This is a genomic window from Pontibacillus sp. HMF3514 (assembly GCF_009858175.1).
GTDB lineage: Bacteria > Bacillota > Bacilli > Bacillales > BH030062 > Pontibacillus.
In genome coordinates, this window is record NZ_CP047393.1 from 2,757,131 (window position 1) to 2,779,966 (window position 22,836).

At 40.7% G+C, this 22,836-nt stretch carries 26 protein-coding genes and 1 other annotated feature; of the genes, 1 reads left to right on the plus strand and 25 read right to left on the minus strand.

Annotated features, from left to right (window positions below):
* Window positions 1–5 precede the first annotated feature (5 nt).
* A complete protein-coding gene (locus GS400_RS14260; protein ID WP_160102859.1) occupies window positions 6–1,307 on the minus strand; it encodes an ArsB/NhaD family transporter in 1,302 nt (433 codons plus the stop codon).
* Window positions 1,308–1,438: 131 nt separating this feature from the next.
* Here GS400_RS14260 and GS400_RS14265 point away from each other — a divergent pair, with 131 nt between their 5' ends.
* Entirely contained in the window at window positions 1,439–1,819 is a 381-nt protein-coding gene (locus tag GS400_RS14265) for a TIGR04086 family membrane protein (RefSeq protein ID WP_160102861.1), read from the plus strand.
* Between the two features lie 328 nt (window positions 1,820–2,147).
* On the opposite strand, the gene GS400_RS14270 is transcribed toward GS400_RS14265, so the two are convergent.
* The 24 genes from GS400_RS14270 to minC all read right to left on the minus strand — a co-directional run bounded on the left by GS400_RS14270 (window position 2,148) and on the right by minC (window position 22,793).
* Window positions 2,148–2,489: a hypothetical protein gene (locus tag GS400_RS14270; RefSeq protein WP_160102863.1), complete on the minus strand. Its 342-nt coding sequence runs from the start codon at window positions 2,487–2,489 to the stop codon at window positions 2,148–2,150.
* Window positions 2,490–2,852: 363 nt separating this feature from the next.
* Window positions 2,853–3,113, minus strand: a complete 261-nt coding sequence (yajC, locus tag GS400_RS14275; RefSeq protein WP_160102865.1) for a preprotein translocase subunit YajC — start codon at window positions 3,111–3,113, stop codon at window positions 2,853–2,855.
* Window positions 3,114–3,139: 26 nt separating this feature from the next.
* Window positions 3,140–4,276, minus strand: a complete 1,137-nt coding sequence (gene tgt / locus GS400_RS14280; protein WP_027448812.1) for a tRNA guanosine(34) transglycosylase Tgt — start codon at window positions 4,274–4,276, stop codon at window positions 3,140–3,142.
* Window positions 4,277–4,313: 37 nt separating this feature from the next.
* Complete coding sequence (gene queA / locus GS400_RS14285) at window positions 4,314–5,342, minus strand: tRNA preQ1(34) S-adenosylmethionine ribosyltransferase-isomerase QueA (RefSeq protein WP_160102867.1); 1,029 nt, start codon at window positions 5,340–5,342, stop codon at window positions 4,314–4,316.
* 16 nt (window positions 5,343–5,358) lie between these two features.
* Complete coding sequence (locus tag GS400_RS14290; protein WP_160102869.1) at window positions 5,359–5,559, minus strand: DUF2905 domain-containing protein; 201 nt, start codon at window positions 5,557–5,559, stop codon at window positions 5,359–5,361.
* The gene (gene ruvB, locus GS400_RS14295; RefSeq protein WP_160102870.1) at window positions 5,556–6,557 is read right to left on the minus strand and encodes a Holliday junction branch migration DNA helicase RuvB; all 1,002 of its coding nucleotides are present in this window, start codon (window positions 6,555–6,557) and stop codon (window positions 5,556–5,558) included. The genes GS400_RS14290 and ruvB overlap by 4 nt, the downstream gene beginning before the upstream one ends.
* A 17-nt stretch (window positions 6,558–6,574) precedes the next feature.
* Window positions 6,575–7,195: a Holliday junction branch migration protein RuvA gene (ruvA, locus tag GS400_RS14300; protein WP_160102872.1), complete on the minus strand. Its 621-nt coding sequence runs from the start codon at window positions 7,193–7,195 to the stop codon at window positions 6,575–6,577.
* Window positions 7,196–7,686: 491 nt separating this feature from the next.
* On the minus strand, window positions 7,687–8,268 hold the full coding sequence (locus GS400_RS14305; RefSeq protein WP_160102874.1) for a BofC C-terminal domain-containing protein: 582 nt from the start codon (window positions 8,266–8,268) through the stop codon (window positions 7,687–7,689).
* A 174-nt stretch (window positions 8,269–8,442) separates the two neighbouring features.
* Entirely contained in the window at window positions 8,443–9,171 is a 729-nt protein-coding gene (locus tag GS400_RS14310; protein ID WP_160102876.1) for a YebC/PmpR family DNA-binding transcriptional regulator, read from the minus strand.
* Between the two features lie 197 nt (window positions 9,172–9,368).
* Window positions 9,369–9,992 (minus strand): YhcN/YlaJ family sporulation lipoprotein, encoded by a 624-nt coding sequence (locus GS400_RS14315; RefSeq protein ID WP_160102878.1) that lies wholly within the window; start codon window positions 9,990–9,992, stop codon window positions 9,369–9,371.
* A gap of 73 nt (window positions 9,993–10,065) precedes the next feature.
* Window positions 10,066–10,806 (minus strand): NAD(+) synthase, encoded by a 741-nt coding sequence (gene nadE, locus GS400_RS14320; protein ID WP_160102880.1) that lies wholly within the window; start codon window positions 10,804–10,806, stop codon window positions 10,066–10,068.
* Window positions 10,807–10,857: 51 nt separating this feature from the next.
* A complete protein-coding gene (locus GS400_RS14325) occupies window positions 10,858–11,814 on the minus strand; it encodes an aminoglycoside phosphotransferase family protein (RefSeq protein WP_160102882.1) in 957 nt (318 codons plus the stop codon).
* Entirely contained in the window at window positions 11,814–12,959 is a 1,146-nt protein-coding gene (gene safA / locus GS400_RS20495; RefSeq protein ID WP_201450109.1) for a SafA/ExsA family spore coat assembly protein, read from the minus strand. The genes GS400_RS14325 and safA overlap by 1 nt, the downstream gene beginning before the upstream one ends.
* An 819-nt stretch (window positions 12,960–13,778) precedes the next feature.
* Window positions 13,779–14,228: an ACT domain-containing protein gene (locus GS400_RS14335; RefSeq protein WP_160102884.1), complete on the minus strand. Its 450-nt coding sequence runs from the start codon at window positions 14,226–14,228 to the stop codon at window positions 13,779–13,781.
* Between the two features lie 23 nt (window positions 14,229–14,251).
* A complete protein-coding gene (gene obgE, locus GS400_RS14340) occupies window positions 14,252–15,532 on the minus strand; it encodes a GTPase ObgE (protein WP_160102886.1) in 1,281 nt (426 codons plus the stop codon).
* A gap of 5 nt (window positions 15,533–15,537) precedes the next feature.
* On the minus strand, window positions 15,538–16,068 hold the full coding sequence (locus GS400_RS14345) for a Spo0B domain-containing protein (protein WP_160102888.1): 531 nt from the start codon (window positions 16,066–16,068) through the stop codon (window positions 15,538–15,540).
* A gap of 175 nt (window positions 16,069–16,243) precedes the next feature.
* Window positions 16,244–16,528: a 50S ribosomal protein L27 gene (rpmA, locus tag GS400_RS14350; RefSeq protein ID WP_160102890.1), complete on the minus strand. Its 285-nt coding sequence runs from the start codon at window positions 16,526–16,528 to the stop codon at window positions 16,244–16,246.
* Between the two features lie 17 nt (window positions 16,529–16,545).
* Window positions 16,546–16,872 carry a ribosomal-processing cysteine protease Prp gene (locus tag GS400_RS14355; RefSeq protein WP_160102892.1) on the minus strand — a complete coding sequence of 109 codons (327 nt, stop codon included), beginning with the start codon at window positions 16,870–16,872 and terminating at the stop codon, window positions 16,546–16,548.
* Window positions 16,873–16,881: 9 nt separating this feature from the next.
* Window positions 16,882–17,190: a 50S ribosomal protein L21 gene (gene rplU, locus GS400_RS14360; protein ID WP_027448826.1), complete on the minus strand. Its 309-nt coding sequence runs from the start codon at window positions 17,188–17,190 to the stop codon at window positions 16,882–16,884.
* A gap of 13 nt (window positions 17,191–17,203) precedes the next feature.
* Window positions 17,204–17,275, minus strand: a sequence feature (ribosomal protein L21 leader region).
* Window positions 17,276–17,311: 36 nt separating this feature from the next.
* Window positions 17,312–18,772, minus strand: a complete 1,461-nt coding sequence (locus GS400_RS14365; RefSeq protein WP_160102894.1) for an Rne/Rng family ribonuclease — start codon at window positions 18,770–18,772, stop codon at window positions 17,312–17,314.
* Window positions 18,773–18,785: 13 nt separating this feature from the next.
* Window positions 18,786–19,655 (minus strand): site-2 protease family protein, encoded by an 870-nt coding sequence (locus tag GS400_RS14370; RefSeq protein ID WP_160102896.1) that lies wholly within the window; start codon window positions 19,653–19,655, stop codon window positions 18,786–18,788.
* Window positions 19,642–20,412 (minus strand): M23 family metallopeptidase, encoded by a 771-nt coding sequence (locus GS400_RS14375; protein ID WP_160102898.1) that lies wholly within the window; start codon window positions 20,410–20,412, stop codon window positions 19,642–19,644. The genes GS400_RS14370 and GS400_RS14375 overlap by 14 nt, the downstream gene beginning before the upstream one ends.
* A 904-nt stretch (window positions 20,413–21,316) precedes the next feature.
* Window positions 21,317–22,114, minus strand: a complete 798-nt coding sequence (gene minD / locus GS400_RS14380; RefSeq protein WP_160102900.1) for a septum site-determining protein MinD — start codon at window positions 22,112–22,114, stop codon at window positions 21,317–21,319.
* The gene (gene minC, locus GS400_RS14385; RefSeq protein WP_160102902.1) at window positions 22,107–22,793 is read right to left on the minus strand and encodes a septum site-determining protein MinC; all 687 of its coding nucleotides are present in this window, start codon (window positions 22,791–22,793) and stop codon (window positions 22,107–22,109) included. The genes minD and minC overlap by 8 nt, the downstream gene beginning before the upstream one ends.
* Window positions 22,794–22,836: the final 43 nt, after the last annotated feature.

Here is a 22,836-nt window from a genome sequence, read left to right on the forward strand (position 1 = left end):
TATGCTTAAAGGGACGATTGTAAAAAAGGCACTAAATATCGAAAGTACACATAAACAGTTGAAACAAGTAAAGAGAAAAGCACAATAGGCATGCCATACAGCATGAATTTAACAAAGGAAATTGGATGCTTAGCACTTGCTGCAAGTCCTGCTACTACAACATTGGCAGAAGCTCCTATAAGTGTTCCATTGCCTCCGAGACACGCCCCCAATGCAAGCGACCACCATAATGGATCAAGGTTAACCATTCCATAGGAGCGAAACTCTTCAATGACAGGGATCATAGCTGCTACAAACGGAATATTATCAACGATTCCCGAAAAGAGACCCGACACCCATAAGATTACGAGTGAGGTTTTAGGTAAATCCCCTTCTGTCAGCCAAATCATCCCTCGAGCTAATTCATCAATAATACCAACCTTTTCAAGCCCACCCACTAGCATGAACAAGCCCATAAAGAAGAACAGTGTAATCCATTCCACTTCCTGAAACACCTTCTCAGCATCCACCTCATTATCCGTTAAAAGCAATAACAATAAAGCTCCGCACACTGCTACTGTTGTTAAATCCACATGAACAAAAGCATGTAACAAAAACCCTAAAATTGTCATGGTTAACACTGCTATAGATTGATACAACATCGGTGTCTTTTTTAAATATTGTGAAGGATCCATATCCATGAGTTCATGTACATACTCGGGCTGTTGTATGAGTGATTTACGAAACAAAAATATGAGGGCAATGAGGGTTGTACTAAAAATCAACAAAACAATAGGCCCTAAATTCGTTATAAACGAAACAAAGGTTAAGTGTTCAACAGCTTGCCCTATCATAATATTAGGAGGATCTCCAATAAGCGTTGCGGTCCCTCCAATATTGGCACAAAATATCACGGTAAGAAGATAAGGAAACACCGGCAACCTCAAAAGAGATGTTAGTGTTAAAAGAATCGGGACAAATAATAAAACAGTCGTCACATTATCCAACAAAGCCGAACCTATAGCCGTCAATATTCCTACGACAACTAACAATGGGATTGGTGCGCCTCTTACCTTTTGCGCCATTAATATCGCAATATATTCAAATACTCCTGTTTTTTTTGTAATGGAAACCAATACCATCATCGAAAATAGGAGTGTAATCGTTCCCCAATCAATGAATTCTGTAAAAGCATCCTCCCATTGATAGATCCCACTAAGCAACATTAGAAATCCCCCAGTGAGGGCCACCAAAGCTCGATTCATTTTTTCAGCCATGATAAAGCCATAACTGACGACAAACACAATTATTGCAAGCGTGGTTTCCATCTATGTACCTCATTTCTTGTCCATTATTATTACTAATGTATTCAGTAGGGAGGGCAAAATATTTTATTCTATTTTAATTTTTTCATGAATACAGTAATAGAAAATGAGGACAAACATGGGGAGGAATTTGTATGTTCCAAGAACGAATGAAAGCTTTGGGATATGGATGGGCTACAATTTTGGTAATGATGCTTGTGAGCAGCCTTGTCCTAGCCCTTTTTCTAAGATTCACAGATATGACATCAGGTACACTTCAATGGGTTACACTAGTACTTGGATTGCTCACATTATTTATCGGAGGATTTGTTTCAGGAGCAAAAGGAAAAGAACGAGGTTGGATGCTAGGCTTATTTACTGGATTAGGCTTTGTCTTAATCGTTTTGTTATTTCAATATCTTGGTTATCAAAAAGGAATGTCTACTACTCAGATGATGTATCAAGGAGGTTACACCCTAGCAGCTATGCTTGGTGGTGTAATAGGAGTTAATATGGGTGGAGATAAGCAGTCATAATATTTTTGTAGAAGGGCTTTTTGGTATCCCACTTTAGAAGATACCATAATTCAGTACATCTAATAAAAACGTATGTAATTCCAAAGAGGAATCACATGCGTTTTTATTTTCGTTCCCTGTTTAATATGATTATGTTACTCAGCGTTATTGCATTAAATGGCTGTAATATGGAATAAGCTGGTGCAGAGTGGTTCCTTTACGTTTATGCAGTTCGACGAGCTGTGGAACGGGTTGCTTTCCCCCGTCCACACGACGTGGTGGCGTTCGATGTTGCTACAGGATGTAACGCTCTTAGTCGAACATCCTTGTTTATTTTACAGCTTCCTCGTCACTTCGCTACTGCGGGATCTCGCTCGCCCTTTCTACCGGAGGAGTCAACCCGTTCCACAGCCCACCTGAACCGAATGGTGAATAACGGAACCACAGCAATGTTTAGAGGTCGATGCTTACGGACATCTGTTCCTTTATTTTGAACTTTTAAGGCATTTCGAGAGTCGTTGCGGACATATGATACCTTATTTGTGACAAATTGGGCTTTTTCAAGGTGATTTGAAGCAAATAACGGAATGAATGTCCGTAAGCTCTTCAATGAAGTTAGATTAAGATAAAATAACGGAACAGATATCCGTAAGGTTAAGAAATCACACAACCAGAGTCCGTTAATCTCCATAAACGCAAAGGGGTGAGGTAAACGGCAAACTCCCGCGGTAGAAAGGGCGGCCGAGACCCCGCAGGAACGAAGTGACGAGGAGGCTGAAAGTAAATAATGAAGATCGACTAAAACCGCCACATCGTGTGGCAACGTCGACCTACCCCACGTCGTGTGGGGCAGCAGGAGTATTGCCGTTTCACTGAACCCCTACCCCTCATAAAAGCAACGGACCTCCACTGCACATTATCTCGAAACCAAGTCTTCCAGATAAGGGAGCTTTAATGAAAATTACACATATATTCCCTCTCTCAATCCTACAAAAATAAAAGCCCGAACAACAGACAACAAATGTCTATCATTCGAGCTTCTATCCTTAAATGTTTAGTCTTGATTTAATACTTCACGAACAGCGGATCGATCATATGTAAGCTTCGTGCCGTCTTCGACTTGAATAACTAGTGTACCCTCGTCAACAGCATGAACTGTACCATGTAAGCCACCAATCGTAATAATCTTGTCGCCCTTTTCAAGCTTAGATTGCATTTCCTGCACTTTCTTTTGCTTTTTCTGTTGTGGACGGATTAGTAAGAAATAAAAGATCACAAACATTAAAATTAAAGGAACTATTTGAGCCCAGGCCATTTTTTTCGCCTCCTTTCCATTATCTATTAGAAGTTTTTCGCGTCAGGCTTATTAAAGCCATATTGTTCGAAAAACTCTTCTCTAAAATCACCAAGACGATCATCTAGGATCGCTTGTCTAACTTGCTTCATTAAGTTTAACAGAAAATAAAGATTATGATAAGTCGTTAGACGGAAGCCAAACGTTTCATTACACTTAATCAAGTGGCGAATGTAAGCCCTTGAATAGTTACGGCATGTGTGACAATCACAAGCTTCATCAATTGGACGGAAATCTCGTGAATATTTTGCATTCCGAACAACCAAACGTCCTTCAGATGTCATGCATGTCCCATTTCTCGCAATACGAGTAGGAAGGACACAATCAAACATATCAATACCTCGAAGCGCTCCATCAATAAGAGAGTCTGGTGAACCTACTCCCATTAAGTAACGTGGCTTATGATCTGGTAGCAACGGTGTCGTAAATTCAAGCGCTCGGTTCATTACATCTTTTGGTTCGCCAACAGATAAGCCACCTACCGCATATCCTGGAAAGTCCATTGAAACAAGATCGCGAGCACTCTGACGACGAAGATCCTCATATTCTCCACCCTGAACAATACCGAAAAGCCCTTGTTCATTTGGACGTTTATGAGCTTCTAAGCAACGCTCAGCCCAACGTGTTGTGCGTTCCACAGAACTTTTCATATATTCATGACTTGCCGGGTAAGGAGGGCATTCATCAAAGGCCATCATAATATCTGGACCTAATGAGTTTTGGATTTGCATTGCTTTCTCAGGAGATAAGAACAACTTCTCTCCGCTAATATGGTTACGGAAATGTACGCCCTCTTCTTTGATATCACGTAAATCACTTAAACTGAATACCTGGAAGCCACCAGAATCCGTTAAAATAGATCCATCCCAGTTCATGAACTTGTGAAGGCCACCTGCTTCTTCAACGATATCTTCTCCGGGACGTAACCAAAGATGATAGGTGTTCGCAAGGATGATATCTGCACCCATCTCTTTTAATTCTTCAGGAGCCATCGTTTTGACTGTAGCAAGCGTTCCAACAGGCATGAACATTGGTGTTTCAAAAGACCCGTGTGGTGTGTGGACACGACCCAAACGGGCTCCAGTCTGTTTACATGTTTTAATTAATTCATATTTTATCGGCATCTACAATACCCTTTCTATTCTCTCTTTTTCTAAAGTCTTACAAAATCAACATAGCATCACCAAAGCTAAAGAATCGATACTCTTCTTGAACCGCTTCTTTATAGGCTCTCATAATAAATTCTTTCCCAGCTAAGGCACTTACAAGCATGATAAGTGTTGATTTAGGTAAGTGGAAATTCGTGATAAGCCCATCAATTGCTTTAAATTGATAAGGAGGATAGATAAAGATATCTGTCCAACCACTAGCCTCAGTGAACGCTCCATCATGATCTCTGGCAATTGTCTCAAGAGTTCTAGTTGACGTAGTTCCCACTGGTATAATACGCCCGCCTGCTTCTTTTACATTCGTTAACAGATCCGCAGTTTCCTGACTCATGTGGTAAAACTCTGCATGCATGTCATGTTCCTCAACCGTATCAACAGAAACAGGTCTAAAGGTCCCTAAACCAACATGAAGGGTCACATAAGCTATGTGAACGCCCATATCCTGCACTTCCTGCAGAAGCTCATTGGTAAAATGTAATCCAGCTGTTGGTGCCGCAGCAGAACCTTCTTCTTTAGAGTACACCGTTTGATAACGTTCACGGTCAGGCAATTGCTCTTTTATATAAGGTGGCAAAGGCATTTCTCCTAATGATTCAAGAACCTCTAAAAAGATCCCTTCATAGGAAAATTGCATAACTCTTCCACCATGCTCTTTTAACCCAGTGCATTCAGCTACCAACTTGCCATCACCAAATGAAATCCGTGTTCCCTCTTTAACCTTTTTAGCTGGCTTTACAAGCACTTCCCACTCATCAGCTTCTTGTTGGTGTAATAGAAGGACTTCAACCTTAGCTCCAGTATCCTCTTTCACTCCAAAAAGGCGAGCTGGCAATACCCTTGTATTATTCAAAACAAGGCAATCACCTGGTTTTAAGTATGACGTTAAATCATAAAAATGTTTATGCTCAATCTTTTCGTCTTCCCGATCCATAACAAGCATACGAGAAGATGTTCGATCCTTTAATGGTGTCTGAGCAATCAACCGTTCTGGTAAGTCAAAATCGAAATCTTTTATTTCCATAACGTTCTTTGTTCTCCTATCTAAACTTTCCTATTATATAAAATATCACCGAAAGCACGATGCTTACTACGATAGACGTGACGATTGGAAAATAAAATTGGACATTTCCTCTTTTAAATGAAATGTCTCCCGGTAACTTTCCAACAAATGTCCAAAGCAATCCTATCAAAATAAACACGATTCCTATAACAATCAATAACTTAGGGAACTCGGTCACGAACCAGGCACCTCCCGATTAAAATGAGCGTACGCTTTGGTTGTTACCAGTCTTCCCCTAGGTGTTCGTTGTATAAACCCTATCTGTAAAAGAAAAGGTTCATATACATCTTCTATGGTTTGAGATTCCTCACCAATTGTCGCGGCAATGGTATCCAACCCTACAGGTCCACCCTGGAAATGATCCATAATTCCGAGTAAAAGTTTATGGTCGACATGATCCAAACCTTCTTCATCCACTTGTAGCATGGAAAGGGCTTGCTGTGTGGTTTCTTTAGACACCGTCTCTTCCCCTTTTACTTGGGCAATATCACGGACACGTTTTAATAAACGATTCGAAATACGTGGTGTTCCTCTTGAACGTCTCGCTACCTCAACAGCAGCATCTTTGCTAATATCTACATCAAAAATTTCAGATGTCCGTTCTACAATAGCACATAAATCTTCGGTTGTGTAATAGTCTAGGCGACTAAGCACACCAAATCGATCTCTCAATGGTGCAGACAAAAGACCTGCTCTGGTCGTAGCACCGACTAATGTAAAAGGAGGAAGGTCTAAACGAATTGACCTTGCTTCAGAGCCTGATCCAATGACAATGTCTAAGAAAAAGTCTTCCATAGCAGGGTATAGAACTTCTTCAACAGCTCTAGGCAATCGATGAATTTCATCGATAAACAAAACATCTCCAGCTTCAAGTGAAGATAAAATTGCAGCTAAGTCACCAGCACGCTCAATAGCAGGTCCGGAAGTACTACGGAACTGCCCTCCCATTTCGTTTGAAATAATGGATGCCAATGTGGTTTTACCTAATCCCGGCGGGCCGTAGAGCAAAACATGGTCTAGCGGCTCATTACGCATTTTCGCCGCTTCAATAAATATACTTAAGTTTTCTTTTGTTTTGGATTGCCCAATATATTGAGCCAGAGTCTGAGGACGTAAACTGTATTCTATGGATTCGTCATCTGATTGAACGTCTCCACTAACCATTCTCTCCTCCATGTTGCACCTCCTCTATGTTACGATTTTTGCATCATTAGGGCTAAGCCTTTTCTTACGTACTCATCCACTGAATCGACTTGTTCTTTCTCTAATTTCGGTCGCACAGATTTCAGTTCTTTCTCTGAGTAACCAAGAGCTTTCATTGCTTCTAATGCTTCATCAACCATCTTTGTTTGTTCAGAGTGCGTTTGCTCTCCTTCGTAGAAGATACTTGATTCATCCTGTTCCACTGGTAGCCATTCTGTTAATTTTCCTTTTAGGTCAAGGATCATTTGGCGTGCTGTTTTCTTCCCTACACCCTGAAAACGAGTTAAGTATTTATCATCTTCACGTTCAATAGCAGATACGACCTCTCCAACTGACGTTGATGCCAAGATCGCAAGCGCCCCCTTTGGTCCAATCCCAGACACATTAAGCAATTTTGCAAATAACGATTTCTCTTCTGGAATTTTGAAGCCAAACAACATCTGAGCATCTTCTCTTACGTAATGATACGTATGTATAATCACTTCTTTATTCATAGACGATTGAAAGGAATATGGATTGGCACAGCTGATTTCATAGCCTACCCCATTCGTTTCTACAACGACGTTTTCTCCGTCGATCATCGTTAGCGTTCCTTTTATATAGGCAATCATAAAATCGATTCTCCCTCACATTATTCGAGCTCATCTTATTTTAACACATTGGGCAAGGGAACTTGAATGGAAAACGGACATATGTTCGTAAGAAAAAATTTAATCTTTCAAATTTAAAATTTTCAAGATATTATGAATCAAATAGCTAAATTGTTCATATAACTCTTTCGTATTGAATGTTTTCTTTTTATGACAAAACGGTTTTTCATATTGACGGAACGGGAATATGATTGTAAGATCAACTTAATCCGTAAATCGAGGTGTAGCCATGAAACCAATCGATCGTGTTGTCGAGTACTTAAAAAGCCTTGGCGTCCAAGCAGAGAAAGTTTACAAACCACCTAAAGAAAAGACGGAATAAACACACCTGTCATGTCGATCATTACAGGTTGAGGCACCTAAGCCGACTACTTAAACAATAAAATAATAGCTTAAAAAGGGCTGCCCCAAAAGAATTTAACCTTCTTTTGGGGCAGCCCTTGATTTTTAACTTATGGTTTTTTTACGGATAGCTTTTCAAATTGCTTAAGTATTTGAAAGTATTGGTCTGCAGATTTAATTTTGATGCCCTCTTCTAAATCTAGACTATCCATCACTTCTAATTCATCTAAATCAATTTGATAAAAGGTTTGTATCACTTTTTGTTCAGATGGCTTACCTTCAAATATACTTAACTTTCCATGTTCATCTAGTCCAATATAACCCTTTGCCTTTATCAATGGAGAAAGTTCTTTTACTTTCTTATGAAAGACGATTTGACCTTCTTGTTGGTTCACTACTTTCCAACCGTCATAAGCAGCCCAAAAATCTTCTAAGGACCAGACGGTTTCATTTCGTCGTTCTTCACTCATTTGACCATCTATGTAAATCTTTTGAAGAACAACTTCGAGTTCTAGTGGTGGTTTCGTCCACGCTTTTTCTAGTGACTTTTTAGCGATATCTTCTTTTCTTTGATCATGCTCTTGGTTCGAAGGGGTATCTTTGTTTTCTTCAGCTTGCCCTGAGAATACTTGCCAACCACCTACAAACATCACAGTTAAAAGAGTTACAATAAGAATACGATAATTTCTCACACACATCACCTCATGTATAGAATCAAAACTCTATTACATCCTTTTACCTAATTCGACATAGATAAAACAAGTATATAAGAAGTATGATTTAGGGGAGAAATGGTCACTCCAACATAAAAAAACTTCTAATTTTAGTGTGACCAAAATTAGAAGTTTTAACCTCTTACTTTTATACTATTGTTCATCTAAATTGTGATAAACCTCTTGGACATCCTCTAATTCTTCAAGCATATCGATCAGTTTTTCCATTTGCTCAGCTTCTTCGCCTTCAAGTTTTGATTTTGTTTGAGGGAAATACGTTACTTCAGCATTATCAAGTGTGTAACCTGAATCTTCTAGTGCTTTACGAACGTCCTGAAAGTTTTCTGGATCTGTATAAATTTCAAAAGCTTCTTCATACGTCTCCATTTCATCAGCACCTGCTTCAATCGCCTCAAGCATAAGTTCTTCTTCCTCGATATTTTCTTCTGTACGATTAATCACGATATAACCTTTTCTGTCGAACATAAAGGATACACAACCGTTCTCACCCAAGTTTCCGCCATTTTTATTAAATGCATGACGTACTTCAGAGGCAGTGCGGTTTTTATTGTCTGTTAAAACTTCTGCCATAACAGCTACACCACCAGGGCCGTAACCTTCATAAGTCAATTCTTCATAGTTAGCACCGTCTAGATTTCCAGTTGCTTTATTTATTGCTCTTTCAATGTTTTCGTTAGGTACATTGTTCGCTTTAGCTTTATCGATCGTAAGGCGAAGTTGTGGGTTCGTTTCAGGGTCGCCGCCCCCTTCTTTTGCTGCCACGTATAAGTCTTTAGCAAGTTTCATAAAGATCTTACCGCGTTTTTTATCTTGCGCACCCTTACGATGCTTTATATTTGACCATTTAGAATGACCAGCCATAGGACATTCTCCTCTCTCCAATTCATAATCCTTATTTAATATAACATATTGGACGAGTAGTCGTCAGGTGTGAAAGGGTGCTGGGTAGCTCACGTATTCATGGAAAAAGGTAGAGTGATCTTGTCTAAAGTAAACGATTCTTTAAACATAAAAAAAGCATGTAATTTCATTTACTGAAATCACATGCATATATAGGTTTACCTGCTGTAATCATCACTGAATTGATCCCATTCCTCAGGCATTTCTTCTCTTTGATTTAAACGACTACGAAGATCCTTCATACGATCCCAATACATCTCATCAGTGTAAATAACAATTTCTTTCCCTTTTGCCTCAGGCATATCCTTAACTAACTTACGTACTTTTTCAGATACATTAACTCTAGTGTACGTCGCACGATTTGGCTCTTCAACAGCCACAATGACACTTTTGTCTGTAATGACAACTTGGGCAGTTTTAACAAATCGAGTTTGACTTAGGCGCTTCCCGATTTCTCGTGATTGTCGATCGTATTCAACATTATTATACGTGTTAGCATTTTCATCACTCATTGGTGTGCCTTTTTTAGGCCCTTCTCGAAGTGCACGATCTTTATCTTGAGGTCGTGCTCGTTCTAATTCATATTGATCATAGTTGTTATCAATATTGGTTGAATACTCTGGCTGGTTGGCACCGGGATTCCCGTATTTCTGATTATTTTTTTCTGCAATATTATTTAAATCATTGGTTAACGTCTCAGGTTGCGATTGATCCTGACCATTATTACATCCCATCAAAAGACTGAAAGAAAGTAGAGAACATGCTACAAGTTGTTTTTTCATAAAGAAACCTCCCTTCACCTTTAGGTTGGTTCAGGGAGGCTTGGTTTAGCCAAGTTACTTTTAGGAAAAAAACTTAAAATTCAGGTGGTGCTGTCGCTAAACTACGTTTGTGCTCGGTTTTCTTATGCATATCTTCAATAAGCTTGCGATCTTTTTCTGGGATCTCTTCACCTTTTAAGTGCTTATCAATCATGTCATAGGAAGTACCCATTTCATTTTCATCTGTTTGACCTTCCCACAACCCAGCACTTGGAGCTTTTTCTACAATTTTAGAAGGTACGCCAAGTTCTCGTGCCATATCTCTCACTTCACCTTTTGTGAGGTGCACTAACGGAACAAGGTCTACTCCTCCATCTCCATATTTTGTAAAGTATCCTGTGTACCATTCTGCAGCATTGTCAGTACCAACAACTAAGTATTTATAGTTTGTTCCAATTGTATATAACGTACTCATACGAAGACGTGCCCGTAAGTTTGCATCGGCTAAGCGTTCTTGATCTTCGTTGTAATCCCCTTTTTCTTGCAATTGAGCTTTAACTTTAGAGAACATCACTTCATGTGTCTCTGTTAAATCAACTGTAATTGAATCAATCCCACAACTATCAATAACACTTTGAGCGGACTCTTGGTCATTCGGATTACTTTTACAAGGCATCACAACACCTAAAGAATTGTCAGGGAAAGCGCGTTGGATTAAGTGAGCTACAACTGCTGAATCAATTCCCCCACTAATTCCTACAAGAAGCCCGTCAACTCCAGCATCTTGTACTTGTTGTTGTAACCATTCAACGGTTTTTTCAATCTTATTTTGCATCGTGTATGTTGCTCCCTTCACTACAAAAGTGATGTTAGGTTTCTTTTCATTTTATGTTAGCATAGTATTTAACTGTTCGACAAATGATTCCCTACGAGTCCATTCCCCCGCCATCTTTGTTAAAAAATAATAAATCTCCTCCTGCGAAGGCTGAGTTCTCATAAACGAAATCCATTCTCGCATGACGTCCGATGGATATTGAACACCATAAAGCCACAGGGGATCCAAACTACATTGTTGGAATCCCTTAAACCGAAGAAGCTGCTCAGCCTCAACATGCTCCATCCACCGTTGAGCTAATTGAATCCAATCATAAACGGGAGGGGATTGTCCTAAAAGGTCAAAATCAATCAATCTTACCTGTGCTCCATCCCGAATAAAATTATGCGATGCTACATCACCATGGATCCACGAGCCTTTTTGTACAGCATCTTCTTCAATCATTCTCCAGTCTAATTGCTCGACCTCACTTAGTATAGCATAACTTTTTTGCGTGATGGCATCGAACAATTCCCTCTGACCAAATGCTTCAAAGATACCAAGAAAAGCTGAAAACGTATGAAGTCGTTTTTTCCATTTCATATAAATTGGTAGTTTGGGGATCATGGAATCCAACTTAATCCCAAGAGATGACTGTTGAAATTGACTGAGGAGATCATGTGATGCTATTCGGTCTTTCTCTTTATTATAAGACAATGGCCAACCGTTCATGCAAGGTGCAAGCGTATAGACATCACCTTGATCGCCACAAATAAATCGCTCACCATTCGGAAAAGGAACAAATCTTACTATATCAGGGTTTTCGGTCTGTTCAAAAAAGTCCCATTGTTGCTGAACAACAAGCTTAGAAGAGTACTGTTTGAGAATGTAAGTTTGATCATTTCCTCTTACTTTATAAACATGAGGCTTAATTTGATAAGTTTGTTCGATATGCAAATCACCTTTTAATTGAACAAAAGAAAAGGGAAAGCCGCTTCGGCCTTCCCCTTTTTGCTGTATCGATCGCATTACTCTTCCTCATCAAAACGCGGCATTTGGAATGGTGATTGCATACCGCCTTGCCCCATACCTTGAGGCATTTGCGGCATCTGACCTCCACCTTGTTGCATGCCTGGGAACTGCGGCATTTGACCACCTTGCTGCGGCATTCCATATTGAGGCATCTGTCCAACCTGTTGACCGCCTTGTTGTGGCATTTGCCCTCCTTGTTGCGGCATTCCTTGGCCTTGTTGCGGCATACCTTGACCCTGTTGCGGCATTCCATAACCCTGTTGCGGCATCTGCCAACCTTGTTGTGGCATTCCATAACCTTGTTGCGGCATTTGCTGCCAACCTTGCTGTGGCATTTGAGGCATATGCATGGATGAAGATGACTCCCATGATGAAGATTCCATATCATCATATCCAGTTGCTGGACTAACTGCCTGTTGCTGATCTGGCGTCATCCCATCCCAACAATATGGATCTGTACTACCTAGGTATTGTGGCATTGGTGGGTGACAAGGATGCGGCGGACAAGGGATGCACGGCATTGGTTGAACATACATTGGCATCATTGGTTGTTGCATTTGCGGCTGCTGCATCGGCTGCTGCATCGGTTGTTGCATCTGCGGTTGTACTTGCGGCTGCTTCTTAGGCTGCTTCATTGGTTTTTTCTCCTCCACAGCTGGTTTTACTGGTTCTTTTTTCGGTTTAGGTTTTGGCGGCTGATATTGCGGCATTTGTGGGATGTTTACAGTCGTATAGTAGTTTTGCATCTCTTGTTCCATTGTAGGGAACTGAAATTGCATTGGCATAATAGGTTGTTTAGGCATTTGCGGCTGTTGAGCTGGCATCATTGGCTTTTCTTCTACGGCTGGTTTAACTTGTTCTTCTTTTTTTGGCTTTGGCATCTCTTTTTTAGGCATTTCCTTCGGCTTCTCTTTCCCTACTGGCATAGGCTTTGGCGACGTATCTTTGTACGGTTGAGTAGCTTTTGGCTGCTCTTTTTTGACTGGCTTTGAATCAGATGGAACTTTGATCTTCATACCAGGCATAATCATATCTGGATTGCTCAATTGCGAGTTCATCGCTTTAAGCTCTTCAAAATTTACTCCATATTTCTTCGCAATCTTCCATAACGTATCACCTTTTTGAACAACATGAATTTTCACTGATGTGGCTCCCTTCCTTCTGTTATCGTTTAAACCATGATATAAATAACAGATTAACTCTTTTACAACATATGCACGAACCCAGAAAAGGTTGATGAAAATGCCTAAATTTTTTTGGGATATATTTGGGAGGGTTGTTTTGAAGGGATTCATTTCATGTTTAATATTAGACGCTTCTCATTCCATTTAAGCCCCCTATTGTTGAAGACTTGGAATCGAGATAACTGTGCGGTGGAGGTCCGTTGCTTTTATGAGAGATAGGGGTTCAGTGAAACGGCAATACTCCTGCGGAAGACCGTCCAAGCCTCCTCGTCACTCCGTTCCTGCGGGGTCTCGGCCGCCCTTTCTACCGCGGGAGTTTGCCGTTTCCCTCACCCCTTTGCTGTTATGGAAGTTAACGGACCCATGTCTGAGATCACTTTATTTCTTGCTTAAGGAAACTGTAAATTAGCTTTACATATAAAGCTTTAGATCACTTTGAAGCATATAAAATTTAACTACACATTCTAAATCAGAATACCTAACGATCGCTGCGGTTCCGTTAGTCACCATTCGGCTAAGGTGGGCTGTGGAACGGGTTGACTCCTCCGGTAGAAAGGGCGAGCGAGATCCCGCAGGAACGTAGTGACGAGGAAGCTCGATCGGTCTTCCGGGGAAAGCAACCCGTTCCACAGCCCGCCGCTCTGCATAAACATAACGGAACCAACCCGCACCAGCTTATTCAAGATAACTGCCATATAACTGAATAACTACTATGTTTTATAAAAATAGACCTACAATGAACAAAAAGAACTCCAACATATTCGTTGGAGTTCTTCATCACGCACCGCTACTAACAATTTCTACTCGATCAATAAAGTCTAGTTTGTTGAAGTTTTGGAGCATTTGTTCAATTGACATCGTCATACTACTTGTATTTATAGATAGTGTGACATTGGCTTTTCCTTGTAAAGGGATGGTTTGATTAATGGTCAAAATATTACACCCAGATTGAGCAACCATCGCTAACAATTCAGATAACGTACCCGATCGATCCTCTAAGTGAAAAAACAAAGTGATGATTTTTTCTTTCACCATAGCTTGGAACGGATACACAGCATCCCGATACTTATAAAATGCACTACGGCTTAAGTCCACTTGCTGAACCGCTTCATGAACAGATTCCACTTTCCCACGTTCAAGCAATGCTTTTGCTTCTAACGTTTTTTGCATCGATTCTGGTAAAACATCGCTTCGTACAAGGTAAAATTGATCATCATTTTGGGCCATGTGTCTTAACCCCTTTACACGGTCTATTCAATAAATTCGAATTCAAAGTCCATCAGGCGTATTGTGTCGCCATCTTTTGCTCCTCGCTTACGCAGTGCGTCATCAACACCCATACCGCGTAACTGACGGGAGAAGCGTGCCACTGTCTCATCGCGTGAGAAGTCTGTCATCTTGAAGAGCTTTTCAATCTTCGGTCCACTTAATACGAACGCTCCATCCGATTCACGTGTAATCGTAAATGGTTCTTCTTCTTCTTTAAAGCTATAAACTACGCGTTCGTCTTTTTCTTCAATTGGTGTTGTATCTTTTGGAATCTCATCCAACAGATCAGCAATCGCAAATAAAGCTTCACTTAAACCTTCACGCGTTATAGAAGAAACAGGATAGATCTGATACCCTTCACCAATTTGTTCCTTGAACAGTTCAAGGTTTTCTTCAGCTTCCGGCATATCCATTTTACTCGCAATGATCACTTGAGGACGATCCATCAAGCGTTCATCATATTGCTCAAGCTCGCGGTTAATTGTTACAAAGTCCTCATAAGGATCACGAGCTTCCATGCTAGCCATATCGACTACATGAACAATAACACGTGTACGCTCGACATGACGCAGGAACTGATAACCTAAGCCAACACCTTCATGAGCTCCTTCAATTAATCCTGGAAGGTCTGCCATAACAAAGCTGCGGTGGTCTTTTGTTTCCACAACACCTAAGTTAGGGGAAAGCGTTGTGAAGTGATATTCAGCAACCTTTGGCTTTGCTTGACTCACTGTTGATAAAAGCGTGGATTTACCAACGCTTGGATACCCAACTAGTCCAACATCCGCCATTAACTTTAGCTCCAACGTAATGTTACGCTCTTGACCAGGCTCACCATTTTCAGATATCTCTGGGGCAGGGTTTCTTGGAGAAGCAAACTTCAAATTACCGCGGCCTCCACGACCTGCTTTTGCAATAACTGCACGTTGCTTGTGTTCAACTAAGTCTGCAATTACTTCACCTGTATCAACATCTTTCACCGTAGTACCTGGTGGAACAGGAATGACATAGTCATCAGCATTTTTTCCGTGCATACCTTTTCCCATTCCGTTTTCACCGCGCTTCGCCTTAAAGTGACGTTGATAGCGGAAATCCATAAGTGTGTTTAAACCTTCATCCACCTCAAACACGATGTCTCCGCCATTACCACCGTCACCGCCGGCTGGCCCACCTTTAGGTACATATTTTTCACGACGGAAGGCTGCACTACCATTACCGCCATCTCCAGCTTTCACATATATGCTAACTGCATCTACAAACATATTCTTCACCTCTCATTTAGAAGCAGTTTCATGGTGTAGGTGTGTCCATTCTCACTTTCCACTGCTTGTACATCCTTACGATAAGACTGATCTTCTAAGCGTTCTAAAAGGTCTTTGTTCTTATCTAAATCTCCATCTACACTTAACGTTACTTCAGGCTTATCTTGTCCACTCACAACGAGTGTAACCATATAAAGCTTCAATGGATTTATATAATCCTCAAAGATATTCATGACATTTTGACAATTCAGCAGTAACTCTTGATCATGTTGTTCTAAGTTATGGTGCGATTGAATCGTGTACGTTAATCGAAATTGATCATACTGGGTGTTGAATCGAATGACCCAAAGGGCGAAGTGTGGTGATTGAAGTTTCATCAGCTTCGATTCCTCTTGGGATCCCTGAATAATATCTTGCAGCTTTTCCTGTACCTTCTCCATTTTTCCCATAGAAGCATACCCATGTAGAATCTGCAACTGATTCATCCAATCATGTCGATAATGACTCAATAAGTTCGTCACTTCGTTCACTTTCATCCAAAATCCGCCCCTTTTTTCTCTCTAATATGAAAAGTATAGCAAATTATGGACATATTCGAAATAAATACTGTTTCACAAAGTCTTTCAGAGGATTTTTATCGATATTTCCGTATATCTAGCGGCCATTAAAAAAGCTCTAACCCAGTGGGCTAGAGCTTTAAAGCTAGTGCGCTTATGCTTCTTGTGGATAAACGCTAACTTTTTTACGGTTACGTCCGTAACGTTCGAACTTAACAACACCATCTACTTTAGAGAATAGTGTGTCGTCACCACCGATGCCTACGTTAGCACCTGGGTAAACTTTTGTTCCACGTTGACGGTAAAGGATCGCGCCTGCTTTAGCCTGTTGACCATCAGCACGCTTCGCTCCAAGACGCTTGGAAATGGAATCACGACCGTTTTTCGTACTACCTACACCCTTCTTCTGGGCGAAAAACTGTAGATTTAGACGTAGCATTGGGCTGCACCTCCTTATCAATTGATCGTCATATATTCACCATAATCTCGCTCTATGGTTTCGAGTGATACCATCATTCCCTCTAACAACAATGTGGCCTTTTCATAAGTATCGGATGACAATTGTTCAGGTAATTCAACCCTTAAATAGCCACCTTCGCCACCTTGTTCGATATGAGGTTCGAATTCACATAGTTTCATAACAGCATTCACCGCACCAAAGGAGACAGCGGAAACAGCAGCACATACAATATCATGACCATATGGGCCACTTTCAGCATGACCACTTATTTCAAAAGCTGATACTTGACCATGTTCATCTCTAGTTACAAGTACTTGTATCATGATCGAACCTTACGCTTTGATGCTCTCTACTGTAAGCTTTGTGTAAGGTTGACGATGACCTTGTTTACGCTTGTAGTTCTTTTTTGGCTTGTACTTGAACACGTTGATTTTCTTCTGACGACCTTGTTTTTCAACTTTAGCCGTTACAGAAGCACCGTCTACGTATGGAGCGCCTACTTTTGTTTCGCCGCCACCTACTACAAGTACTTTGTCGAAAGTTACGTTTTCACCATCAGCAGCATCAACTTTTTCAACGAAGATGGATTGACCTTCTTCTACTTTGATTTGCTTGCCGCCTGTTTCAATAATTGCGTACATACTTGCACCTCCTTATAATACTCAGACTCGCCATGCAGGTGCCTCTCGGGCTTTTAGAACCTGTTTTGAGCGGTTGTAGCAACAGGTGCTACGATCGTTAACGTACAAATGTTACCACGTTTCAAAACAACCTGTCAAGAACATTCTCCTTATAAAAGGATCGTTCTTCCAGGGTAGCCACATTTCCGACATGTATAATGCGGAAAGGCACATGACTCTCCCTATTATTCAGGACATAGACATCTTTGTAAAGGATTGATTTCAACTTTTTCATATCTATTCTTTGCTTGAACGCCTCGATTACATCAGGATGAGCTTCAATCGCAATGATATCCTGATCGTTTGATTGATAGGACAATAACATTCTCTCTAATTGATAGGCCTCAGAAGCACGTGACATCATGACACTCTGAGTGTGCCCTTTTCCCAGAACACTAGACAAGGATGGTGCTTCACGTTTTCGAGTCATCTCCAAAATTCCTAGACGCGTAAACCCGAAAAGCTGTGTTCGAACATAGTCCTGTCTCAACTGTTTTTTGAAATAACTCACTACTCGTTCTTGATCCTTCTCATCTTTCATATCAATAAAATCAATCAGAATCATACCAGATAAATTTCGCAAACGAATCTGTTTAGCAGCTTCTTTTGCAGCTTCCTGATTAGTTTTTAAGACAGAAGTTTTCTTATTGCTTGTAGCTGTATGCTTAGCTGTATTGACGTCTATCACTACCATTGCCTCGGTTTGGTCGATGACGAGTTGAGCCCCACTATCAAGCGTGATTGTTCGTGTTAATAATTGCTCGCTAATGTATTCAGCTGAGAAAGGCATTTGATTTTGGATGTCAGCAACCCATTTTGTTTTCCCCCCTAATTCAGGTATTCGCTGTTGAATTCGCTGTTTCATATCCAGGTTATCAACGAAGATGCTTTCAATATCTCCCTCTGGAAAACGGCGAAGCAAACGATCTGGAATATCAAAGTCTTCTAAAATCGTTTGAGGTGGTTTTTCATACTGATACTGTCTAAAGAGACTTGTCCAACTTTCACGCAGCGATACTAATTCCCTTTCCAAATCCTCCAAAGAAACTTCGGCTGAATGTGTACGAAAAATCAAACCTTCTTCTCCCTGACAAGCCCCACCTGCCCATGTTTTTAAATGGCTGCGTTGCTCATCAGTCATTTTTCTTGAAACGGCAAAATAATTACCTAATGGAAGATATACTAAATTACGACCTGGTAGCGTTACGTTAGCGGTTAGCTGAGCTCCTTTTTGATCATAAGCGTCCTTCATCACCTGCACCCACACATGTTGACCCTCATGAACAACATGCTCAATGGATTGACTTGTATCTTTTCTTGCTTCTGGAATCTCTTGCTTCTTTAAAAAACCAAGTTTAGGCTGCCCAAAATCAACAAAGGCAGCCTGTAAACTTGATTCTATATTCACTATTCTTCCCTTATATATATTCCCAATGAGGCTTTTTTCCTCAGGCCTTTCAATCAAGACCTGTTCTAATGTATCGTTTTGATAGACCATCGCCCATTTTTCAGTAGGGATAGTCTGTAAATAAACTGTCTTCATTGTTATCTCATCCTTACGTTGCAAACCACTCCACCATCTCTTTAGCCTTGGCACGCGTTTGCTTCAAGGTAAAGAAGTAATACAAACATTCCCCTTCATCAATGAGCGCACGCTTTTGATTATGTAATGTTACACAGATCTGATGGTGTGTACCGCGTTTAAATTGTCGAAAAACATCCATAATTGGCATGTCCTCACCAATATGGATCGTGCGAATCTTGTTCACATGCTCCTGACTATCTTGCTGCCTTTTCATCAAGTAACGAAGAAACGCATATCTTTTCTGTTTCCATTCTATCCGATTTTCCCACAATAAAAAACAAGCAAGTAAAATCGTGCTCATGGAAAACGGAAAATACATTAGCGCGGCACTGAATGCAACGAATAAACTAATGATGGAAAGTGTTAAAAACATCGCTTGAGCTTTTACAAAAGGAAGATACACAGAAAGAAATAAGAATAGTAGCTTCCCTCCATCAAGCGGCCAGATCGGTAAGATATTAAAGCAAAAAATCAACACGTTATATAGAGATAACAATTCAATCACACCTGTTGATAGCAACTGGGTGGATTCGGCAAACAAAATAAACAACCAAATCCAGAGATGCTGAAAGGGTCCTGCTAAAATAACAAGTACCTCTTCTTTTATGGGACGAGTGTGGTACTCATCTGTTTCTAAAACACCCCCAAAAGGCCAAATCATTACGGACCGTATGCGCCACTTAAAATAGTGAGCCATCCCGTAATGACCAAGCTCATGGAAAAGCACGATTGAGAAAATAATTAGCAATTGAATAAGGGACCCTGTTAGTAAACCAACACCGATGAGAAACCAAAACATAGGGTGTATATGAAAATGGCGAATGGCATTAAGGCTGATCATTGACCTGAATCACCTGGATAGGATCGATATACTCATCCCCTTTTTGAATAGCAAAATAAAGATGCTGGTCCCCATTCGATGAAGGTGTAGTTGTACCGATGATTTTTCCGCTGTTCACATGCTCGTACACATTTACATCAATTTTGTTTAAGAATCCATAGTATGTTTTACTACCGTCAGCGTGCTGAATAACTACTGTTTTCCCTGTGTCCTTTTTGTTCCCTGCTTCAATCACAGTTCCACCTTTTGAAGCTTTTACTTGTTCTTCTTCTGACGTTTCAATCACGATTCCTTGTCCATTCTTTTGAAAAGATTCACTAATCGTCCCATTAACAGGTAAAGCATGCTGACCTGTAACAGGTTGTACATCATTAGAAGATGGAGTTTGTGGAAGAAAAGCTAATGGCTCGCCAAACTTCTCCTGATACCATTGGTTAACCGCCGCAAATTGAAATTCTTCCGTTACAGCATCTGTCACCCAGCTCTTAGGCTTTTGTAAAAAGTTCGCATCCATCCGATAGAGGATGGCGACTGAGAAGAATAAAACAGCTGCGAGAATGGCTTTAAATACAAAAGCTGATAGCAACTGCGCATTTGCACTTTGCCTTTCTTCTCCTTGTGTAAAAGGCAGGTAGCCGTATTTCTCCTCCTCCTGTACATATGAAACTGGCGTTGAAACAGATCTTTTCCCCTTTAATTCTCTTTCTTTTTTACGTTGAGCGATACTTTTTCGAATATCACGCACATCTCGTTTCATAAGCGTCTCCTCATTCCTTATCAATTCTTTGTACAAGTCTATGAGGGGAAGTATTGATATATGAAAAAGAATAAATAGATTTGTATAGATGATCATTCCTTACTTTAAATGTTATTCAGCAATCTGGCAGTAATATGGAATAACTGTTTTAGTGAGAGAGGCGGTTCCGTTGCTATTGTTGAGTGCGGTGGGCTTGGGAACGGGTTGCTTTCCCCGGACGAACGATCGAGCCTCCTCATCCGCTACGCTTCTTGCGGGGTCTCGCTCGCCCGTTTTTCCGGAGGAGTCAACCCGTTCCCAAGCCCACCTTAGCCGAATGGTGATTAACGGAACCGCAGCGATAATGTGAGGAAATGCTTGCGGACATTTGTTCCGCTATTTCACCTTAAAATGGTTTTTCTTAAGAGTTTACGGACATTCATTCCGCTAATTGCTGCAAATCACCTTAATAAAGAGCAATAAGAGCAATCTGTCACAAATAAGGTACCATATGTCCGTAACGACTCTCGAAATGCCTTAAAAGTTCAAAATAACGGAACAGATGTCCGTAAGGTTTAGAACCCACACACTAGGGTCCGGTATTCTCCATAAACGCAAAGGGGGGAAGGAAACGGCAAACTCCAGTGGTAGAAAGGGCAGATGAGACCCCACAGAGAACGGAGTGAACGAGGAGGCTCAGCTGGTCTTCCACAGGAGTATTGCCGTTTCACTGACCCCCTTACTCTCATACAAGCAACGGACTCCTACGAACCTATATCTCGAATCCAAGTCTTCCAGATAAGGGGGCTTTCATGAAATTAGAGTATACAGTACCTTTTTACCTCAACTCACGAAAAAAGGCATTGAATTGTTTTACAATTCAATGCCTTAGCTTCTGTGCACAGTCCAATTAGGTTTGTTCTAATTACGATCGTATGCCGAAGAATCTTTTTACTTTTGTAAATACCCCTTTGTCATCCTCTAATGACATAAGCGGTACAGATTCGCCTAAGATACGGCGTGCGATATTACGATAGGAGATCGATGCTCTCGTGTTTGGTTGGAAAGCAATAGGCTCCCCACTATTTGAAGCCTTAATTACATCATCATCATCTGCAACGATGCCTAATAAATCGATCGATAGAACCGTAACGATTTCATCCACGTCAAACATATCACCTTTTTGAACCATATGTCTGCGGATTCGGTTAACGATCAAACGTGGCGGTTCGATGTCTTCTTGTTCGAGAAGGCCAATAATACGGTCTGCATCACGAACGGATGATTTTTCAGGTGTTGTTACAACAATGGCTTTATCAGCACCTGCTACGGCATTTTTGTAGCCTTGTTCAATACCTGCTGGGCAATCAATCAATATGTAGTCATAATCTTGCTTTAACTCATTGATGATTTTGACCATGCCTTCAGGATTTAAATCTGATTTATCGCTTGTTTGAGCAGCAGGAAGCAGGGAAAGGTCATCGAAACGCTTGTCCTTTATTAACGCTTGGTTCAAACGACAACGTTCTTGAATTACGTCCACGATATCAAAGATAATGCGGTTTTCAAGCCCCATCACAACATCAAGGTTACGCAGTCCAATATCTGTATCAATTAAACATACCTTTTTCCCCATTAATGCTAAAGCAGTTCCAAGGTTGGCTGTGGTTGTTGTTTTTCCCACGCCACCTTTTCCTGATGTAATAACGATGGATTCACCCATTTAGCATTCTCCTTTCTACCCCATTCATTTCAGGTCTTTTCTGTGCAAGAAGTTGCAAACGATCGATCATGATCTTCTCTTGACCTTCATCCACATAACCACATTCCATATAGACACCTTCTGTATCGTAATCTGGAGATCGGCTAATGTAATCTGCAATACGTAGTTGGTTCGGCTTCATGTAAGATGCAGCAATGACGGCTTGGTTGTTTCCATTCACCCCTGCATGAGCAATTCCTGGAAGATTACCCATCACAAAGATATTACCTGATGCGATAACTTTTCCTCCAGGATTCACATCCCCTACTAAAAGAAGATCCCCTCTCACTTCTAACACTTGCCCACTACGTACAACTTTAAAAATGGGCGTAATTTCCTTATCTTTTTTCCATTCTAATGCTTCGTTTTTCGTGATGACATTCGAGTTTACGGACTGAATGACAAGTTTATTGTGATTGCGTACAAGCTCTTTTAGCTGTTCCTCTTGTTGTTCATCCAAATAGCGGTTACCAAGCTGAATATTGACGGTAACCATAGGCTGATCCTCATCAATATATTTCTGTGAAATCTTTTGATCGAGCTCATATAAAACATCTTCAAAAGAGCACGTATCATCAATATGCAGTGTTAGTCCATCTTTTGTGCCTTTTATCGTTACGATTGGCTTCTTGTTACTCACGGAAGCTTCACCTCAAACATAATATTCGACTCTAATGATCAAA

What these genes read in the sequence shown, in the direction of transcription:
- GS400_RS14260 (WP_160102859.1), bottom strand. Translation starts at nt 1,307, where the DNA reads ATGGAAACCACGCTTGCAATAATTGTGTTTGTCGTCAGTTATGGCTTT.
- GS400_RS14265 (WP_160102861.1), top strand. Translation starts at nt 1,439, where the DNA reads ATGTTCCAAGAACGAATGAAAGCTTTGGGATATGGATGGGCTACAATT.
- GS400_RS14270 (WP_160102863.1), bottom strand. Translation starts at nt 2,489, where the DNA reads ATGGAGATTAACGGACTCTGGTTGTGTGATTTCTTAACCTTACGGATA.
- yajC (WP_160102865.1), bottom strand. Translation starts at nt 3,113, where the DNA reads ATGGCCTGGGCTCAAATAGTTCCTTTAATTTTAATGTTTGTGATCTTT.
- tgt (WP_027448812.1), bottom strand. Translation starts at nt 4,276, where the DNA reads ATGCCGATAAAATATGAATTAATTAAAACATGTAAACAGACTGGAGCC.
- queA (WP_160102867.1), bottom strand. Translation starts at nt 5,342, where the DNA reads ATGGAAATAAAAGATTTCGATTTTGACTTACCAGAACGGTTGATTGCT.
- ruvB (WP_160102870.1), bottom strand. Translation starts at nt 6,557, where the DNA reads ATGGAGGAGAGAATGGTTAGTGGAGACGTTCAATCAGATGACGAATCC.
- ruvA (WP_160102872.1), bottom strand. Translation starts at nt 7,195, where the DNA reads ATGATTGCCTATATAAAAGGAACGCTAACGATGATCGACGGAGAAAAC.
- GS400_RS14310 (WP_160102876.1), bottom strand. Translation starts at nt 9,171, where the DNA reads ATGGCTGGTCATTCTAAATGGTCAAATATAAAGCATCGTAAGGGTGCG.
- GS400_RS14315 (WP_160102878.1), bottom strand. Translation starts at nt 9,992, where the DNA reads ATGAAAAAACAACTTGTAGCATGTTCTCTACTTTCTTTCAGTCTTTTG.
- nadE (WP_160102880.1), bottom strand. Translation starts at nt 10,806, where the DNA reads ATGCAAAATAAGATTGAAAAAACCGTTGAATGGTTACAACAACAAGTA.
- GS400_RS14325 (WP_160102882.1), bottom strand. Translation starts at nt 11,814, where the DNA reads ATGCGATCGATACAGCAAAAAGGGGAAGGCCGAAGCGGCTTTCCCTTT.
- GS400_RS14335 (WP_160102884.1), bottom strand. Translation starts at nt 14,228, where the DNA reads ATGGCCCAAAATGATGATCAATTTTACCTTGTACGAAGCGATGTTTTA.
- obgE (WP_160102886.1), bottom strand. Translation starts at nt 15,532, where the DNA reads ATGTTTGTAGATGCAGTTAGCATATATGTGAAAGCTGGAGATGGCGGT.
- GS400_RS14345 (WP_160102888.1), bottom strand. Translation starts at nt 16,068, where the DNA reads ATGAAAGTGAACGAAGTGACGAACTTATTGAGTCATTATCGACATGAT.
- rpmA (WP_160102890.1), bottom strand. Translation starts at nt 16,528, where the DNA reads ATGCTACGTCTAAATCTACAGTTTTTCGCCCAGAAGAAGGGTGTAGGT.
- GS400_RS14355 (WP_160102892.1), bottom strand. Translation starts at nt 16,872, where the DNA reads ATGATACAAGTACTTGTAACTAGAGATGAACATGGTCAAGTATCAGCT.
- rplU (WP_027448826.1), bottom strand. Translation starts at nt 17,190, where the DNA reads ATGTACGCAATTATTGAAACAGGCGGCAAGCAAATCAAAGTAGAAGAA.
- GS400_RS14365 (WP_160102894.1), bottom strand. Translation starts at nt 18,772, where the DNA reads ATGAAGACAGTTTATTTACAGACTATCCCTACTGAAAAATGGGCGATG.
- GS400_RS14370 (WP_160102896.1), bottom strand. Translation starts at nt 19,655, where the DNA reads ATGATCAGCCTTAATGCCATTCGCCATTTTCATATACACCCTATGTTT.
- GS400_RS14375 (WP_160102898.1), bottom strand. Translation starts at nt 20,412, where the DNA reads ATGAAACGAGATGTGCGTGATATTCGAAAAAGTATCGCTCAACGTAAA.
- minD (WP_160102900.1), bottom strand. Translation starts at nt 22,114, where the DNA reads ATGGGTGAATCCATCGTTATTACATCAGGAAAAGGTGGCGTGGGAAAA.